The following is an 18,842-nucleotide window of genomic DNA, read 5'->3' as shown; positions in this document are numbered from 1 at the left end:
ACTACATCAATCGAAAATCACGAAAAACAAATATAACCTAGGAGATAGTTTATACATAAATGCCCTATCTCTCTTGCAAAATGAATAGATCGAATTAAACAATGAGGGATAACCGTATCTTGTACTTTTCGAACCTATCCATCTTCTGCTACGGTCTATATCTTATTCCGTACCCTTCGACTTATCCTTCTTTTTCTTGAACTTACGCTTAGGCGGCTTGCTTGATTCTGCTGGAGCGCTATTCGTTACTGATGATGAAGCGTCAGAAGGCTTACGGGATTTACTTTTCTTCTTTTTACTTGATTCCACCGGGCTACTATAACCGCCTTTGCCAGAGCCGAAGGCGAAGCTACGCGTACTGCTTTCTCCACCCTTAGAAGAACTGGAGAAGTTAATGCCGCTGTCCTTTTTCCGTTTCTTCTTGTTGGAGCTGTTACCGGAGCTTGCAGTTTCACTTCCACTTCCTGTTGGAGTGGCTTGCGCAGATGTAGCTCCTCCTGCGGAGCCACGTTTGCGCTTGCTGCGACCGCCTGTAGGATAGCGTACGGAATCGCCGCCTTTGCCGTTACTCGCGTTACCTGAAGCAACGCTACTGTCTCCAGTACGCCCATTTGGTGTACTTGCTGCTGTACCGTTACCACCAGCATTTGCTTTTGCCTTCTTGGCAGCGCGTCCGAAGCGCTCGGCTTTTTTCGCATTTTTGTTTTTGCTTCTACGTCCTGTGCCAGCGGCGCGCTCGCCGTTGCCACTATCTGTGCGTGTACCGCGTCCGCCGCGACGTTCGCTCTCTCCACGTGCGCCACGATCTGCAAAGCGACGATTCGACTTCGGCATATCCGTCAGCTCGAAATCGATCGTATGATCGTCCATATTCACGCCGGCTACACGAATGGTAATTGTATCCCCGATACGGAAGATACGTGATGTGCGCTCGCCGAGTAGAATCATCTGCTTATCGTCGAAATGGTAGTAATCGTCCGTCAGCATACCAAGACGGATCAGGCCCTCTACGGTATTTTCCAGCTCGATGAACATACCGAAGCCGGTTACACTGCTGATGATTCCTTCGAATTCCTCGCCCACTTTATCCAGCATGTACTCCGCTTTTTTGAGCTGGTCGGTATCGCGCTCAGCGTCTACAGCGACACGCTCACGCTCGGATGATTGCTGGGCGATATCTGACATACGGGATTCCAGATACGCCTGACGTTCTGGTGAGAGCCCACCGCCACCGTTTTCGATTACTTCGCGGATCACGCGGTGAATGACGAGATCGGGGTAACGACGAATCGGTGAAGTGAAGTGGCTATAGTATTCAGCGGCAAGTCCGAAGTGACCAGAGCTGTCTGCGGAATATTTGGCCTGCTTCATCGAGCGCAGCATCATCGTGCTGATCACTGTCTCTTCCTTTTCACCCTTGATCTCCTCCAGCAATTGCTGAAGCGCACGCGGGTGGATCAGATTGCCTGTCCCTTTGACCGCATACCCGAAGTTTTGTACGAAGCCGAGGAAGCTTTGCAGCTTCTCCTGATCCGGGTTTTCGTGGATACGGTACAGGAATGGCACTTTAAGCCAGTGGAAATGCTCGGCTACCGTTTCGTTGGCAGCCAGCATGAATTCCTCGATGATCTGCTCGGCGATCGAACGCTCGCGTTTGACGATATCGATTGGCTTGCCCGTTTCATCCAGGATGATCTTCGATTCTTCAAAGTCAAAATCGACTGCACCACGGCGCATCCGGTTACCACGCAGCTTCATCGCCAGCTCACGCATCAGCTTGAAGTCGTCGATCAGCGGTGCATAACGCTCCATCAGCTCAGGATCTTCATCCTCCAGAATACGGCGTACATTTTTGTACGTCATCCGTTCCTTCGTCTTGATCACACTGGTGAAAATATCATGCTGCACGACCTTCATATTCTCGTCAAATTCCATCTCACAGCTCAGCGTCAGACGATCCACCTGTGGATTCAAGCTACAGATTCCGTTGGACAGGCGATGCGGCAGCATCGGAATGACGCGGTCGACCAGATACACGCTACAGCCACGATTGTAGGCTTCCTCGTCCAGCTTGGAGCCTTCGCGCACATAATAGCCTACATCGGCGATATGCACGCCCAGACGATAGTTCCCATTCGGCAGGCGCTCTACGTTAACCGCATCATCCAGATCCTTTGCATCCTCGCCATCGATGGTAACAATGTTTTTGCCACGTAGATCGCGGCGACCCTGCTGGATGATCTCTTCTTCCGTGATCGCATCCGGTGCGCCCTGCGCCTCGTCCATCACTTCATCCGGGAAGGCTTCCGGCAGCTGATGCTTGCGAATGATCGACAGAATATCGACGCCCGGATCATCCTTATGTCCCAGCACCTCAACAATGCGACCTTCCGCAGCCGCGCGTCCCTCTGGATAGCTGACAATCTCAGCAACGACCTTTTCGCCGTCTACTGCATTGCCAAACGACTCCTTCGGAATGAAAATATCGCGGTTAATGCGCTTGTCATCTGGCAGCACAAAGCCATACGTGTCCAGTCCCTGGAACACGCCAACGATGCGCGTATTTTTACGAACAAGTACACGCACCACAACGCCTTCCATGCGTCCGCCAGAAGCGTTACGTGAGGTGACCTTCACCAGTACGGTATCTCCGTTCATCGCGGTGTTCAGGTCATTGGCATGGATGTACACGTCTCCATGCTCGCGATCCTCAGGAATCAGAAAGGCAAAGCCCTTCGCGTGCGCCTGAATGCGCCCTTTGACCAGATCCATACGTTCCGGTACGCCATAGCGATTGGCGCTATTCACAACGATATCGCCAGCTTCCTCCAAGCGATTCAGCAGCTTCACAAGCTCCTTAAAATCCGAGGCATCTTCAATACGAAAATGCTCCTCTAGTTCCTGGTACGTCATTGGTTTATAAGCGGTTGCCCGCATAAATGTTAATAATTGTTCTTCTGTAATCATAAAAATTCACCTCGGCCCACCTTCAGCAGCGCTCACGCTCATCCGGCTCATATGTAATTGCAGTTTGATGTGCTTTATACGCTGATCTGTGTCGGTGATGGATGATAGAACGCAGATCGGTCCATGATCTGCTGGACGTCTGCGTGTTGAACGAGTCGAACGATCATGCTTCATGTAGTATACACATACCCTAGTATACACTAATTTAATCCAGAGCCTGTAGTTCCCAGCGAAATTCATAAGCAATCGAGCCACTTCGCATCCGGTATACAAAAAAAGGCGGCACATCCACCACTCTCTCCTTGGTTGAGAGCGGTGAATCGCCGCAAAGGATCTTGCACATCATGGACTTCAGTCTTGCTTCAACTTGCATGGGAATAATGGACAAGCTCGGGAACAATTCTGATTATAAAACGGCAATATGAACTCTATATGAACAGATAACAATGGCTTATTCACCTGTAAACCAATCGCTATTCCCGACAGCCCATTTCATTCTTCCTAATAACAAATAACCCGGTACACAGACTCCTCAGAGTCTCCATACCGGGTTATTCTTGCTACCCTTATCATCGCTAACGTTCAATTACTTGAACACAGCAACCAGGATCGCGAATACGAAAAATGCAGCACCCAGACCAGCGGTCGTGCGTTGCAGCACGAGATCCATACCGCGTGCCTTTGTTTTACCGAAAAGATGCTCGGCGCCGCCGGAGATGGCACCGGAAAGACCAGCACTTTTACCTTTTTGCAGCAGCACAACAATAATCAAAGCAACGGAGACGATTGTAAGCAGAATCTGAAAAGTTAATTGCATAATTTCCACCTCCTTGAAGGGTTACGCCGAGCCTCTATAAATGTATATGTACAGGTTGTACAACCATATCATTCTATAGAAACAGCATTTATAGTTTATCATATCGCGCACGGCAATGGCAATGCTTTCCTGATGGAGCTACCTACCATTTTATTATAAAAAAATAGCCATCCGCTGAAACGGATGGCTGCTGTCCGGTACATGGCTGGCTAGAGCGACATAAGTAGCGGCTCAAGCCGCCTGTGCCAGAAATGTACGGTCAGCCGCAACGCCCATTCCTATAACGGATGGCAGGCAGCATGTTACCACGCTGTGCAGCTTTGACGGATACCGATTACCTTGAGCCAAGCCGCTCAAGCATCTGTGATCCAGTCACCATATAGATTGTATAACGGGAAGACGATCACCGGAGCCGTTATCATGGCAGTGCAGATGAAGTGGCATATTGTCATTCCATCTACTGTCTACCATCTGCCAGTGAACGCTAAACGTCCAATAGCAATGAATGCCAACGATATGAGAATACCCGATGCGAGGTAGAACTCCTGCTGACCTTCATATGACGGGCTCCGTGTCGTCCCTCTCCAGGGCAGCCTTCGTTTGCCGACCAGCGGCAATGATCCGCTGACTGCCCGGTGTCTATCGATTCGGTATATCCCATTTGATCTGTTACAGCGATAGCAGATAAGCTGGTGTATTACCATCAGGAAATGGTGAATGATATTCTCCATTCCTTACCGATAGACGTGTATTACGTCCTGTTCAGATCAATCGGAATGCTCCGATCGAACGAAATTACTTCGTCAAACCTCTGTGCTCAGTCAGGTTGTAGAAGGATTTCAGGCCGTCATATTTAGCAACTTCGCCCAGACGATCTTCGATGCGAAGCAGTTGGTTGTATTTCGCGATACGGTCAGTACGGGAAGGAGCACCAGTTTTGATCTGACCTGCATTTGTTGCAACTGCAATGTCAGCGATTGTGCTATCTTCGGACTCACCGGAACGGTGGGAGATAACTGCTGTGTAACCAGCGCGTTTCGCCATTTCGATCGCTTCGAATGTTTCAGTCAGCGTACCGATTTGGTTTACTTTGATCAGGATCGAGTTACCAATACCTTCTTCGATACCGCGGCCCAGACGCTCAGTGTTGGTTACGAACAGATCGTCACCTACGAGTTGAACTTTGTTGCCCAGTTTCTCAGTCAGCAGCTTCCAACCTTCCCAATCGTCTTCGGAGCAACCGTCTTCGATTGTGATGATTGGGTATTTTTCTACCCATGAAGCCAGCAGGTCTACGAACTCAGAAGATGTGAAGGATTTGCCTTCGCCTTCCAGTACGTATTTACCATCTTTGTAGAACTCAGTAGAAGCAACGTCCATACCCAGGAATACGTCAACGCCTGGTTTGTAACCTGCTTTTTCGATTGCTTCGATGATTGCAGTCAGAGCTTCTTCGTTAGAAGCGAAGTTAGGTGCGAAACCACCCTCGTCACCAACAGCTGTGTTCAGACCTTTGCTGCTCAGTACGGATTTCAGGTTGTGGAAGATTTCAGCGCCTGTACGCAGAGCTTCTTTGAAGCTTTTCGCGCCAGCTGGGATAACCATGAACTCTTGCACGTCAACGTTGTTGTCCGCGTGCTCACCACCGTTGATGATGTTCATCATTGGTACTGGCAGTTGTTTTGCGTTGAATCCACCCAGGTAGGAGTACAGTGGCAGACCCAGAGCTTCAGCAGCAGCGCGTGCTACAGCCATGGAAACAGCCAGGATTGCGTTTGCACCCAGTTTACCTTTGTTTGCAGTACCATCCAGCTCGATCATTTTGCGGTCGATTGCCATTTGGTCTGTTGCGTCCATACCAATTACTTCTGGAGCGATGATTTCGTTTACGTTCTCAACAGCTTTCAGAACGCCTTTACCCAGGTAACGGGATTTGTCGCCATCACGCAGCTCAACCGCTTCGTGTGCACCAGTGGAAGCACCGGAAGGTACGATTGCGCTAGCTACAACGCCGGATTCCAGATATACTTCTACTTCAACAGTTGGGTTACCGCGGGAGTCCAGGACTTCGCGAGCATATACATTCTCAATAGTTGTCATGATTCAAAAGTCTCCTTCACTTGGATAAGTTTGGGCGGATGGGGACAGAGACTGCCATCCATCCTTATATGTGGAACGCGCCATAGCAGCAGACAGGCGACTTCAGCGGAACATGACGAGCATGTTAATCGCATGCCAGCTACAAGGTTCGTTCATAACGGGTTTAAAAGCTCTGCGCAAACAGCAGCCACATGCAGAAGCTTGCTTATTTACGGCTAGAAATGATAGACGTACCTGTCATTTCCTGTGGTTTGTCGATGCTGATCAGGTCAAGGATCGTAGGTGCGATATCACCCAGGATGCCACCTTCACGCAGCACTACATTTTTGTCGGTTACGATAAACGGAACCGGGTTCGTTGTATGCGACGTTTGCGGGCGACCATCTTCGTCGATCTCGGTTTCAGCGTTACCGTGGTCGGCTGTAATTAGCGCTACGCCGCCTTTTGCCAAGATCGCTTCAACGACACGTCCAACACATTCGTCAGTTGTTTCTACGGCTTTGATTGTCGGCTCCAGCTTACCGGAGTGACCCACCATATCCGGGTTAGCGAAGTTCAGGATAATAACATCCTGTCTTTCTGCTTCGATCTCCGCTACGCAGGCATCTGCCACTTCGCGAGCGCTCATCTCCGGTTGCAGATCGTACGTTGCAACTTTCGGTGAATTGATCAGAATACGAGTTTCGCCTTCCAGCTCTACATCACGTCCGCCGCTAAAGAAGAAGGTAACATGCGGATATTTTTCCGTTTCAGCAATACGCAGTTGCTTTTTACCGTGCTGTACCAGCACTTCGCCCAGCGTATTGTCGAGACTTTTCGGTCCGAAGGCAATATGGCCTCGTACCGTTGCGCTGTAAGTAGTCAGGCAGACATAATACAGGTCTTTCGGATAGTTGCCGCGCTCGAAGCCGTCAAAATCCGGCTGTGTAAATGCCTGAGACAGCTGGATAGCACGGTCAGGACGGAAGTTCAGGAACACAACGGAATCGCCATCGTTCACTGTACCTACCGGCTGGCTATCACCATCCACGATTACAGCAGGAACCACGAACTCATCGTATACTTCTCCCTGATAGGAAGTCGTTACAACGCCCAGTGGATCAACAAACTGCGGGCCTTCGCCATAAGCGATGGCACGGAATGCTTTTTCTACACGATCCCAGCGCTTGTCGCGATCCATTGCATAGTAACGACCTTGTACGCTGGCAATTGTACCAACGCCGATAGAGCCGATCTTCTCGATCAATTGCTCCATGTAGCCTTTACCGCTATCTGGTGCTACGTCGCGACCGTCCAGGAATACGTGGATCAGCACATCGTTAAAGTCTTGCTTTTTCGCCATTTCCAGCGTAGCAAACAGGTGGTCGATGTGGCTGTGTACGCCGCCATCGGACAACAGTGCAAATACATGCAGCTTTTTGCCGTTGGATTTAGCATTTTCGAATGCGCCGACGAGCGCTTCGTTTTGGAAGAAGTCGCCTTCGCGAATCGATTTGGAAATACGAGTCAGATCCTGGTACACCGTACGACCTGCGCCGATGTTCAGGTGACCTACCTCGGAGTTACCCATTTGACCTTCTGGCAGACCTACAGCTTCGCCGCAAGCCGTCAGTGTCGTATGCGGGTATTCGGACATGTAACGGTCATAGTTCGGCTTTTTCGCCTGAGCAACACCGTTGCCCTCGACTTCTGCACGCAGACCGAAACCGTCCATAATGATCAGAGCTACTGGTTTTGGTACAGCCATTTACTTCGCCCCCTCAACGAGCGCGATGTAAGATTCAGGCTGTAGACTTGCGCCGCCAACGAGTGCTCCGTCGATGTCGCTTTGTCCCATGTACTCCTTCACGTTCTCCGGTTTTACACTACCGCCGTATTGAATACGAACCGCGTTAGCTACTTCTTCATTGTACAGGTCTTTTACTACACCACGAATGTAAGAGATTACTTCATTCGCATCAGCGGAAGTAGAAGATTTACCTGTTCCGATTGCCCAGATTGGCTCGTAAGCGATAACCGTTGCTTTCGCTTGCTCTTCGCTCAGACCAGCCAGTGCGCCTTCAGTTTGTACTTTACATACATCCTTCGTTTGGTCAGCTTCACGCTCTTCGAGCTTTTCGCCAACACATACGATTGGAGTCAGACCGTTACGGAATGCAGCATGTGCTTTCTTGTTCACGATCTCGTCGGTTTCAGCAAAATACTGACGACGCTCGGAGTGACCGATGATCACATAGTCCACACCCAGGTCTTTCAGCATTACACCACTGATCTCACCAGTGAATGCGCCGTTGTCTTCGAAATGAAGGTTTTGCGCGCCGATTTTGATGGAGGTGCCTTTTACAGCTTCAACCAGTGCAGGCAGGTTTGTAAATGGTGCACAGATTACGCTCTCTACGCCTTCTACTTCTGCTTTGCCCTTGATGCCTTCGATGAATGCTTGAGCTTCCGGAACGGTTTTGAACATTTTCCAGTTGCCGGCAATGATTGGTGTTCTCACTGAAGTATCACTCCTTCTATTCCATACTTGCACGCCGCTGGATTACAGCAGCGTGCATACTGCTTTTATTGTAAACTTATTTATCGTTAAGTGCCACAACGCCAGGAAGTGCCTTACCTTCCATGAATTCCAGGGAAGCGCCGCCGCCTGTAGAGATGTGATCCATTTTATCAGCCAGATGGAATTTCTCAGCTGCTGCTGCGGAATCGCCACCACCGATTACAGTGTAAGCTTCTGTTGTTGCGCAAGCTTCTGCTACCGCACGAGTACCGTGGGAGAAAGGCTCAATTTCGAATACGCCCATTGGTCCGTTCCAAACAACCAGCTTGGAGTTTTTGATCACGTCAGCATAGATCTCACGTGTTTTTGGACCGATGTCGATGCCTTCCCAATCCGCTGGGATGTCGCCAACTTCAACGATGCGAGTGTTCGCATCTGCGCTGAAATCGTCAGAGATCACGATATCAACTGGCAGGTAGAAGTTTTTACCCAGTTGTTTTGCTTTTTCGATGAAGCCCAGAGCTACGTCGAGCTTGCTCTCGTCCAGCAGGGATTGACCTACTTCATGACCTTGAGCCTTCATGAATGTATAGGACAGACCGCCACCGATGATTACGTTGTCTGCCAGGTTCAGCAGGTTGTCGATCACATCGATTTTGTCTTTTACTTTGGAACCACCAACGATCGCTGTGAAAGGACGCTCTGGATTGTTCAGGGCTTTACCCAGTACATCCAGTTCTTTCTCCATCAGCAGACCAGCTACTGCTGGCAGGTGATGCGCGATACCTTCTGTGGAAGCATGAGCACGGTGAGCCGCGCCGAATGCATCGTTCACGAACAGATCAGCCAGCTCAGCAAATGCTTTTGCCAGTTCTGGATCGTTTTTCTCTTCGCCTGCATGGAAACGAACGTTTTCCAGTACGAGCACATCGCCATCTTTCATGTCAGCGATTTTTGCTTTTACTGCATCGCCAGTCGATTCGTCAGCTTTTGCTACTGGTTTGCCCAGCAGCTCGGACAGACGCTCAGCTGGAGCAGTCAGTCTCATCGATTCAACCACTTCACCTTTTGGACGGCCCAGGTGACTTGCCAGCAGCACTTTCGCGCCTTTTTCGATCAGGAAGTTGATCGTTGGCAGCGTTTCACGAATACGCTTGTCATCTGTAATTTTGCCATCTTCCATTGGTACGTTGAAATCCACACGTACGAATACCACTTTGCCTGCTACTTCTACATCACGTACACTTTTTTTGTTCATTAGTCGTTCCTCCATGCCCATAGTTTGGAGCATGCGCCAGGCGAAAATAGCCGCCGATATGTACAGCAGACACGGAAGCCATAGCTTCTGCGCTGCTGCTGATCCTGCACCATCCTCGCCACTGGCATCATGCTGATCTTTCATCTAACCCCACATCCGTCAGGCATTACCCTTCAGACGGTTAAACACTCCCGGTGAGTATTCAACTTAGAAAAAGCGGAAACAAATGAGCTCTGTTTCCGCTTTATGGAATTAATATTTATTTCAGCTAGAGGGCTGGATCAGCCTTTGTTCGCGAAGTATTCCAGCGTACGAACGAGTTGTGCAGTGTAAGACATTTCGTTGTCATACCAAGCTACAGTTTTAACCAGTTGCTTGTCGCCAACAGTCAGAACGCGAGTTTGTGTAGCATCGAACAGGGAACCGAAAGTCATACCTTTGATATCGGAAGATACGATTTCGTCTTCTGTGTAGCCGTAAGTTTCTGGGTCAGAAGCTTCTTTCATTGCTGCGTTAACTTCGTCAACTGTTACGTGTTTCTCCAGAACAGTTACCAGCTCAGTCAGGGAACCAGTTGCTACTGGAACGCGTTGTGCGCCACCATCCAGTTTACCTTGCAGTTCTGGGATAACCAGACCGATTGCTTTAGCAGCACCAGTGGAGTTAGGGATGATGTTTTCAGCTGCTGCGCGAGCACGACGGAAGTCACCTTTAGCGTGTGGTGCATCCAGTGTGTTTTGGTCGCCAGTGTAAGCGTGAATTGTAGTCATCAGGCCTTCAACAACGCCGAATTTGTCTTGCAGTGTTTTTGCCATAGGTGCCAGGCAGTTTGTTGTGCAAGATGCGCCGGAGATAACTGTTTCTGTACCATCCAGAATTTCGTGGTTAACGTTGTAAACGATTGTTTTCATGTCGCCAGTTGCTGGAGCGGAGATAACAACGCGTTTAGCGCCAGCTTTCAGGTGAAGCTCAGCACTTTCTTTTGTTGTGAAGAAACCAGTACATTCCAGAACGATGTCTACGCCAAGCTCGCCCCAAGGCAGTTCTTCAGGGTTACGATTAGCCAGAACTTTAACTTCTTTACCGTTTACTTTGAAGAAACCGTCGTGTACTTCAACTTCGCCGTTGAATTTACCTTGTGTTGTATCATATTTCAAAAGATGTGCCAGCATTTTAGCATCTGTCAAATCGTTAATTGCTACAACTTCAATACCTGCTACGTCTTGAATACGACGGAAAGCAAGGCGTCCGATACGTCCAAAACCATTAATACCAACTTTAACCATGAGTTAATTCCTCCTAGAAATAAGTTTGTTGAAATTTATGCAATCAAGACAAGGCTACTTGAGCCTGTCGAGACAGTGATAATAATAGTACGATATTTTGCTACTGCAAAAATCATTCTTCATTGAACCTCGTGTTAGAAATCCACTAACAACAGGTTTCTGCGGGCAGCTGCCGGAAAAAGGAGTGTAGCCGTAGCTTACAGTTCCTTCACGATCTCCCGTGCAGCCGCCTCGTCGATGACCAGAATATCTTCCTGGCCGAATTTAAGTACAGCGTGAATCGATTGTGCTTTGCTGCGTCCGCCAGCGATACCAATGACCACTTCCGCATTGGCGATATCCTCCAGTTGCAGACCGAGCGTCAGCATATGATGCACGGTCTGTCCCTCGGCATTAAAATAATGACCAAAGGATTCCGCCACTGCGCCTGCTCCCCGAATCTCTTCAACAAGCTGTGGGTCAAGGCGGCGACGTCGTACCATCTCCATTGCATCACCGATGCCATGAATGATAATACGTGCACGGCGAATGAATTCGACGATCTCTCGTATATTCTCATCCTCGTACAGCAGCTCATAAGCGTCTCTTCGCAGCAGGTCAGGTACATGCAGCAGCCGGTACTGCGCGCCTACCCGCTTTGCCATCGTCGATACGATGGAATTGGCCTGGTATTCCATATTTTCGCCAAGTCCGCCTCTTGCCGGAACGAACCAGGCATCCCTGAGCGGAGCTGGTAAGGTTGGGCTTAATTGCTCTGCCACCTCAGCCAACGTAAAACCGCCGGTCACAGCCACAATATCATCGTCACGCATCACACTGAGCAGCGCTCTCGCACCTGCTCGTCCCAGATTCTGCTTCGTACTAGCCGAAGTGTCGCTGTCTCCAGGCACAATAACGACCTGCTGTAGTCCATAAGCCTCGCGGATGCGATCCTCCAGAACGGACAAACCAAGTAGCTCTTCCATTAATGGCTCCAGCTCTTCAAGCAGTTGTCTGCCTGCATCGCTGACGCGCATTCCCGTGCTCTCAATCTCCAGCAGTCCCTGCGCCTTGAGCAGATCGGTTTCAGCGCGCAGCACACGCTCCGTCATGTTCAGCGAAGCGGCGAGCGATCTACGTCCAACCAACCCCGTCATCATAACCTGATGTAAAATCGCGTATCTTTTTTTCAGTACGTCAGTGAGATCGGGCAGAAGCTGCTTTTGTATTTCCAGTAATTTTCGCATGCTTTCCACTCCTGCAACTTATCTCGCTCAGTGTAATCTCATTTTCATTCAACCAGGCTTAGGTACATGGACTCAAAATGTCCCGGCATAACTTTTTAAGTCCCACATCTATATTAACCAATTTTCGATGTAGAAGCAAGTATTGATGTCAACTATTTGAAGTGGATGTGTTCCTGCGTTACGATGCGAATAAAACGTTTATACATCTGAGCTTTAACCTGCTTGTTTGTAAACGAGGAAGTGAGGGAGTCTACCCAAACGCCTTCAACGCAATCAGGACACACACAAAGCAGCCTTTGTACGTTTAGACCTTCTTTTCCTATTACTTTTCCTGCAAAGACAGCTCTTTCTCTATAAGCATTAACCGCAATAGATCGTTTTAATGACAGTTTTTCTATATATTTTCCTTTCGTATTACTTGGAAATTTAAAATAAGTTCCCCATCTCCATAGCATTCGAAAGCACCACAATGAGCACGAGACAACCCTGACCAACTTGAAAATAGGTGTAAGGCAAAAAATAATATAGAAAGGGCATACGATTTTTGAATTAACTTTGGCTTTTTTTAGGGTTATCTGCCATAACCACACTAAAATCGCCAGAAAGTACACCATTAGCGCTAGAAAAATTAATGATATGTAAGCCTGTTCCTGTAGCTTTTCCATTGTTTGGAATAACCATTTGCTTTTTGGGAGGGATTTTATAATATAAATAATTTGTTGTACGATTAGCTTTTCTTACAGTTACTGTGAGTTCACTATTACCAGTATTGTAAACCCAAACTTTCAGCCAACCATAGTTTGCTGGCACTACAAAATTACCACCGCTCCTAGTAATAGAACTTCTCGTAAGCGCAACTTGAGTATCATTTGGAGTCATTCTATCATTATGAGAAATCGAGGAAATGATAGAGGCAGAAGTTGGTATCGCAGTTGCTGACTGTTCATTTAAAGTCTGCGAACTTATAGGAATAGTAGTAATCAAAGTTGCTGAAATAGCTACCAAAAAAGATTTGGATACATTCATAAGTATTGAACCTCTTTTCAAAATATATTGTTTTGTAAGTCTACATACTTGCTAATTTTGATCAAGCTACGAAATGGCTACAATATCACTAACTTGCTTCAACCCGTGTTGCTACTCTCAGTTAATCTGGAATCACAGCTATTGTTCAAGGCAGATAGATAACCAAAGCTCAGTCTACCTACAGTCCCAATCCAGATTTATGTGTACAGGGAATAGAAGCTGGAGCAAAACGGCAGATAGAGTTGAAAGGTTGACGCTATCGATGTTGTAAGGGCTATCTTGCTTTTTAAGGTTCTTTCATCTATAATCATTCTTGCTGTTGCTTATTTGCGCCCGTGGTCCAATGGATATGACGTAGGCCTCCGAAGCCTGAGATCCAAGTTCGATTCTTGGCGGGCGCGCCACTTGATTTACTGTATGAGCAAGATATACTTTTCAAGGTATTCATTGTTTCCTTGCACAGCATTCCAGTAATAGTTATACCAGACAATTGTTAAATACATATTATTTCCACTAACGAATCGTGGAAATGAACGTCAACCAGCCGAGGCTGGTTATTTTTATATGTAGCTGTATACTGGAAAATAAGCGTGCTTCTTCTTATATTAACCCAATTTCCAGTAATTTAGAAATTTTTAGGATGGATAGTTTGACTTTCTTTGACTTTTAGTTTGAACTACCCTATAATGTGGTAAGAACAATTGATTCTTGTCATTGTTTGACCAGAGATTCCACTATATAATGACATTTACGATGATCGTAATTTAAGGAGGGTTTCTAGTGAGTTATATCCCTATGGTCGTAGAACAAAGCAGTCGTGGCGAACGCGCATATGATATTTATTCCCGTTTGCTGAAAGACCGCATCATCTTTCTAGGTTCGGAAGTTAATGATGTCGTAGCTAATGCGATTATTGCACAAATGCTGTTCCTGGAAGCCGAAGACCCAGAAAAAGATATTCACCTTTACATTAACAGTCCTGGCGGTTCGATTACTGCGGGGATGGCGATTTATGATACAATGCAATTTATCAAAGCCGACGTATCTACGATCTGTGTAGGTATGGCAGCAAGTATGGGCGCATTCCTGCTGAATGCTGGTGCAAAAGGCAAACGCTTTGCACTGCCAAACAGTGAGGTTATGATTCACCAACCACTCGGTGGTGCACAGGGTCAAGCGACCGACATCGAGATCAGAGCTCGCCGCATTCTGAAAATGCGCGACAAGCTGAACAAAATCCTGGCTGATCGTACAGGTCAACCGCTGGATCGCATCGAGCGCGACACCGACCGTGACTACTTCATGACAGCAGCTGAAGCGGCTGATTATGGTCTGATCGATAAAGTAATTGAAAAAACACCTCCACAAGGCGTGTAATAACAACTTTGTGTATGTGTGGAAATAGCCAAAAAGCTGCAACGGGATGAGCCGTTGCAGCTTTTTTGTTTTTCATATTGAGCTGTGGATTGATTCACATATGGGATAACATCTATTGATAAGCTTGGAACGGATTACTATCAGGAGCAAGAAATTGATTCCAGTTAAAATGAAATTCCAGGATTCCGAGATCGCCTGGAGCGATCTGATATGGTGCAAAGAAAATAGTAAAACCGTTATTAGTCAGATATGATTGATTAATATAGGCTGTCGAATTTTTAGCCAGTGCGTCAAATTTGTCTGGTGTATACCCTTTAACCTCACCCTGCTTTTTGATATCGAGTCGCAGGAATGTTCTCAAATCTTGTACATGAACAGCATTAGATGCCAATATATCTTCTAGCTGAATCACTTTACCATCTCTCAGGTTAAAGATCATAGCTGTCTGCTTCAAGCCTGAATATGCTTTGCCCACATATTGATATTCTCTAAACACAACACTAATGATACCGTTCTGATTGTAAGTGACAGCATAGTTGCCTTGTATGGAGTAACGCATATCTTTAGCATGAGGTTCACCTGCAATCTGCATCTGTTGATTCGCGGCTGCAAGATACTTCTCACTATGTGTTTGAAGTGCTCCATTGATATCATGTTGTGCTTCTTCGTTATTCAGACCGGATAGTACGGGATAGACAATATTAACGTCGGTATATTGGTTGGGAATGGAATTCTTCAGCTGGGTTGGTGTGATTGTGACTTGATTCAAGCCTGCTGTCGTAAAATCTACAGTAATCGATTTAGAATTCCAATGGATCAGATAGCCAAATGAATCCGCTAATGCCGTCGTCTCTACATACAGCACGCCTTTAACTAGCCTGCCCTCATACTGTTCACCTAAAGTTCCTCCATGAGCAACGACCTGTATACCATCCTTTTCTATATTCTTGCTCATTGAATATACGGTCTTTTCTTTACCTTTAGTAGCGATAATGACATGTGTCTGGGCATGATATGTAACGACTCCGCCAAATGCTTTTACGGTGTCTTTGAGTGGTACTAATGTTTTTTCAGATTCGCTAATGATCCCTTTCGCTGATGTGGTTTTCCCCTCTACCCGGATGTTAACGAGCTTGTCCAATTGGAAGCTAGCTTTAGCTGCATATACTGAATTTGTACTAGCTAAAAGGCTAATGACTATTGCCATTGCCGTCATCGTTAATGCCAACAGCAGAACAGGAATTGTTTTGAAGCACGGTATATTGTTTACTTTAGACTGCATCTATCTTCTCTACCTCCTCTATAGATCCATTCAAATCTAGCTTAATTATAGCTGAATCTTTATATGTAAGTAACGATTCCATAACAGGTTGTAATAAAAGCTGCAACGGGATGAGCCGTTACAGCTTTTTTGTTTGTTATTTCGTATGCTGTTATTTTGATGTTATTCATTGTATAGGTATATATCGATCAGGCAGTATCCGATTGTTATTGATAAGCCTTCAACGGATTCGTACCCGCTTTCAGCAGTTGATTGAACGTGAAACTGAACTCTGGAGTACCTGCTGCATAAGGCGCAATCGCATATTGCTGGAAGAAAATCGTAAAGCCGCGATCAGTCAGATAGTAATTATTCAAATAAGCGCTGGAGTTGTTCGACAGATCGTTAAATGAATCCAGTGTACCGTCCTCTGCACCGCCTTGTTTTTTAATTTCATTTTGTAGTAGCTCCTTGATATTCTGACGATACGAAGTATTCGATTTCAGTAAATCACCCAGCTTGATTGCTTTACCGTCTTTGAGTGAGAACGTCATGCCTGTTAACGTCTCTCCACCGTGTGCACCACCCAGATATCCATAGTCATACAACAGGAAGCTGATAACTCCATTCTGGTTATAGCTGACTTTATAACCGCTATCCACTTCATATTGTAGATTAGGTGAATCGGGCTTGCCTGCTTCCTGAATTTGCTTTTTCGTTGTAGCTATCGATTGATCTACATATGCCTTGAGCGCTGCATTGATCTTCGTTTGAGCAGCTTCATTATCCAAACCTGAGATAACTGGATACAGCACGCTCACGTCGGTGTATTCGTTATCGATAGGATCAGCTAGCTTGGTCGGTGTGATCGTGATGGCATTCATACCCACAGTTGTAAAATTCACTGTATTCGTTGCTTTTGTCCATACCGTACGGTAACCGAAAGGCTCGGATAATGCTTTTGCTTCTACATAGGTCGTTCCTTTGATGACCTGACCATCAAAGGTATCACCAAGTGCGCTACTGTTGAATGTAACAAACAGATTATCCTTTGCCCCTCCATCGGTATACATAAGATATGAAGAGATTTGCTTCCCTTTGGATACGATCACGGTGCGTGTTTTCGTATCATATGTAACGGTAGCTCCTAGCGCTTTGGCTGCTTCTTTTAAGGGTACCAGCGTTTTGCCTGTTTGGCCGAGTATACCCTGTGTAGATATCGCTTTACCTTCTACCTGTACATTCACAATAGATGGATTCGTCTTAGAGCTGGCGGTCGCTGCATATACAGAACCTGTACTTCCAGGCAAAATCGCGATTGTACCTGCTGTCGCCAGTGTTGTTGCGAGTACCAGTGCAGCCGTTTTTTTCAGATAGCTTGTATTTTTCAGCGGATATAATGTATTCATTTGATCGTTCTCCTATTCATTTATTTACTATTTTCCGTTCAGCAATTCACACCACCAGATTCGCAAGCCAGAGATCCACCTTCATCTCATAACAACGAATTAAAAAATTAAGCTTTGCAAAGCAAAAGCTGCAACGCGACGAACAGTTGCAGCTTTGTGTATGCAATTATCACTCAGCCTATGAGCTGTACTTTATATCCAAAGCTCTTATTTAAAATCCTTTAGCGGATTCACACCATATTTCAGTAGCTGACTAAATGTAAAGTTAAACTCTGGATTGCCTGCTGCACCTGGAGCGATATCGTATTTCTGGAAGAACACAGTGAAGCCGCTATCGGTCAGGTAGTAGTTGTTCAGGTAGCTGCTGGAGTTTTTGCTCAGATCGTTAAATTGCTCTAGGGAATAGCCCATTTCATCGCTTTGCTTTTTGATATCAGCTTGCAGCATTTTTTTGATATCCTGACGATACGAAGCGTTGGATTTGAGCAGATCATCCAGCTTGAGCGCTTTGCCATCTTTGAGCGAGAAGGTCATGCCTGTCAGAATGTTATCGCCATGTGCGCCGCCGAGGAATTGGTAATCGGTCAGCAGGAAGCTGATCACACCGTTCTGGTTGTAGCTGACTTTATAACCGCCATCGATTTCGTAGCTCAGGTCTTTGGAATATGGAGTGCCTGCTTCTTCCACCTGCTTTTTCATGCCTGCCAGATATTTATCAAAATGGTCTTTAAGCGCTTTGTTGATTGCTGTTTGTGCAGCTTCATTATCCAGACCGGATACTACCGGGTACACCACGTTTACGGTTGTGTATTTATTTTGGATCGGATCAGCCAGCTTGGTTGGTGTTACGGTCACAGCGTTCACGCCTACCGTTGTAAAATTGACTGTACTGGTTGCTTTGTTCCATACAGTACGATAACCGAATGGCTCCGATAGCGCCTTCGCTTCAACATAGGATACCCCTTTTACAATCTGGCCGTCATAGCTTTCGCCCAGTGCGCCACCATTGAATGCAGCAAATACATTGTCAGTATTGATATCGTTATAGATCGTATAGGCTGCGGATTGCTTGCCTTTCGTAACAATTACATTATGTGTTTTGGCATCATAAGTAACCGTAGCACCCAGCGCCTTTGCGGCGTCCTTCAGCGGTACCAGCGTTTTGCCGGATTTGCTGAGCATGCCCTGTGTTGCTACAGCTTTGCCTTCTACCTGTACATGTACAACAGCTTTATTTACCTTCTGACTTGCTGCTGCGGCATACACGGAATTGGTGCTTCCAGGTAAAATAGCGACTGTACCTGCTGCTGCCATTGTTGCTGCCAGCACCAGTGCAGATAGTTTTTTGAGATACGTTGTGTTTTTCAGCGTATATTGCTTGTCCATTATTAATCTCTCCTGTTCGATATGTTTAAAGTTCATCTCAACATTGCTCAGTATAACCAGATTAGCAACCGTTTGATTTACAAACTGCTTAAAACAGAGTAACAACATCGATACGCTATTCTTACTAAAAGTAATAAAATTGTAAATAAACTTTTCGTTTCGAAACTAAGCTTCCCTGCAAAATGAAGTTTCCATTTTTCCGATGTCTCTGGTTTGGCAAACAGGGATT

The 18,842-nt window shown here is 46.6% G+C and carries 13 protein-coding genes and 1 tRNA gene; 2 read left to right on the top strand and 12 right to left on the bottom strand.

Annotated elements, in window-relative coordinates:
- Nucleotides 1–162: 162 nt before the first annotated feature.
- The 9 genes from rnr to SK066_RS00755 all read right to left on the bottom strand — a co-directional run bounded on the left by rnr (nt 163) and on the right by SK066_RS00755 (nt 13,180).
- Nucleotides 163–2,967, bottom strand: coding sequence for a ribonuclease R (rnr, locus tag SK066_RS00795; protein ID WP_320543255.1), 2,805 nt, complete (start codon nt 2,965–2,967; stop codon nt 163–165).
- A gap of 586 nt (nt 2,968–3,553) precedes the next feature.
- Nucleotides 3,554–3,784 (bottom strand): preprotein translocase subunit SecG, encoded by a 231-nt coding sequence (secG, locus tag SK066_RS00790; protein ID WP_188778005.1) that lies wholly within the window; start codon nt 3,782–3,784, stop codon nt 3,554–3,556.
- 795 nt (nt 3,785–4,579) lie between these two features.
- Nucleotides 4,580–5,884 (bottom strand): phosphopyruvate hydratase, encoded by a 1,305-nt coding sequence (gene eno / locus SK066_RS00785; RefSeq protein WP_188778008.1) that lies wholly within the window; start codon nt 5,882–5,884, stop codon nt 4,580–4,582.
- Nucleotides 5,885–6,089: 205 nt separating this feature from the next.
- Nucleotides 6,090–7,631: a 2,3-bisphosphoglycerate-independent phosphoglycerate mutase gene (gene gpmI, locus SK066_RS00780; RefSeq protein ID WP_320543254.1), complete on the bottom strand. Its 1,542-nt coding sequence runs from the start codon at nt 7,629–7,631 to the stop codon at nt 6,090–6,092.
- On the bottom strand, nt 7,632–8,384 hold the full coding sequence (gene tpiA / locus SK066_RS00775; RefSeq protein ID WP_320543253.1) for a triose-phosphate isomerase: 753 nt from the start codon (nt 8,382–8,384) through the stop codon (nt 7,632–7,634). It lies immediately after the preceding gene.
- Between the two features lie 76 nt (nt 8,385–8,460).
- Nucleotides 8,461–9,642 carry a phosphoglycerate kinase gene (locus SK066_RS00770; RefSeq protein WP_250345708.1) on the bottom strand — a complete coding sequence of 394 codons (1,182 nt, stop codon included), beginning with the start codon at nt 9,640–9,642 and terminating at the stop codon, nt 8,461–8,463.
- A gap of 281 nt (nt 9,643–9,923) precedes the next feature.
- Complete coding sequence (gene gap / locus SK066_RS00765; protein ID WP_188778013.1) at nt 9,924–10,928, bottom strand: type I glyceraldehyde-3-phosphate dehydrogenase; 1,005 nt, start codon at nt 10,926–10,928, stop codon at nt 9,924–9,926.
- Nucleotides 10,929–11,125: 197 nt separating this feature from the next.
- On the bottom strand, nt 11,126–12,154 hold the full coding sequence (locus SK066_RS00760) for a sugar-binding transcriptional regulator (protein WP_320543252.1): 1,029 nt from the start codon (nt 12,152–12,154) through the stop codon (nt 11,126–11,128).
- Nucleotides 12,155–12,703: 549 nt separating this feature from the next.
- Nucleotides 12,704–13,180 carry a hypothetical protein gene (locus SK066_RS00755; RefSeq protein ID WP_320543251.1) on the bottom strand — a complete coding sequence of 159 codons (477 nt, stop codon included), beginning with the start codon at nt 13,178–13,180 and terminating at the stop codon, nt 12,704–12,706.
- A 329-nt stretch (nt 13,181–13,509) separates the two neighbouring features.
- On the opposite strand from SK066_RS00755, the gene SK066_RS00750 reads away from it, so the two are divergent.
- A tRNA-Arg gene (locus tag SK066_RS00750) sits at nt 13,510–13,584 on the top strand.
- Between the two features lie 376 nt (nt 13,585–13,960).
- Nucleotides 13,961–14,557 (top strand): ATP-dependent Clp endopeptidase proteolytic subunit ClpP, encoded by a 597-nt coding sequence (gene clpP, locus SK066_RS00745; RefSeq protein ID WP_308422664.1) that lies wholly within the window; start codon nt 13,961–13,963, stop codon nt 14,555–14,557.
- A gap of 112 nt (nt 14,558–14,669) precedes the next feature.
- Here the strand turns inward: clpP and SK066_RS00740 are convergent, their stop codons facing one another.
- The 3 genes from SK066_RS00740 to SK066_RS00730 form a co-directional block, all read right to left on the bottom strand.
- Nucleotides 14,670–15,839: a PdaC/SigV domain-containing protein gene (locus SK066_RS00740; RefSeq protein WP_320543250.1), complete on the bottom strand. Its 1,170-nt coding sequence runs from the start codon at nt 15,837–15,839 to the stop codon at nt 14,670–14,672.
- A 206-nt stretch (nt 15,840–16,045) separates the two neighbouring features.
- Entirely contained in the window at nt 16,046–17,227 is a 1,182-nt protein-coding gene (locus tag SK066_RS00735; RefSeq protein WP_320543249.1) for a PdaC/SigV domain-containing protein, read from the bottom strand.
- Nucleotides 17,228–17,434: 207 nt separating this feature from the next.
- Nucleotides 17,435–18,613: a PdaC/SigV domain-containing protein gene (locus tag SK066_RS00730; protein ID WP_320543248.1), complete on the bottom strand. Its 1,179-nt coding sequence runs from the start codon at nt 18,611–18,613 to the stop codon at nt 17,435–17,437.
- Nucleotides 18,614–18,842: the final 229 nt, after the last annotated feature.

The sequence above is a fragment of the Paenibacillus hunanensis genome, from assembly GCF_034055775.1.
In the GTDB taxonomy this organism is placed as follows: Bacteria; Bacillota; Bacilli; order Paenibacillales; family Paenibacillaceae; genus Saccharibacillus; species Saccharibacillus hunanensis.
This window is presented reverse-complemented; position numbering and strand designations above follow the sequence as displayed.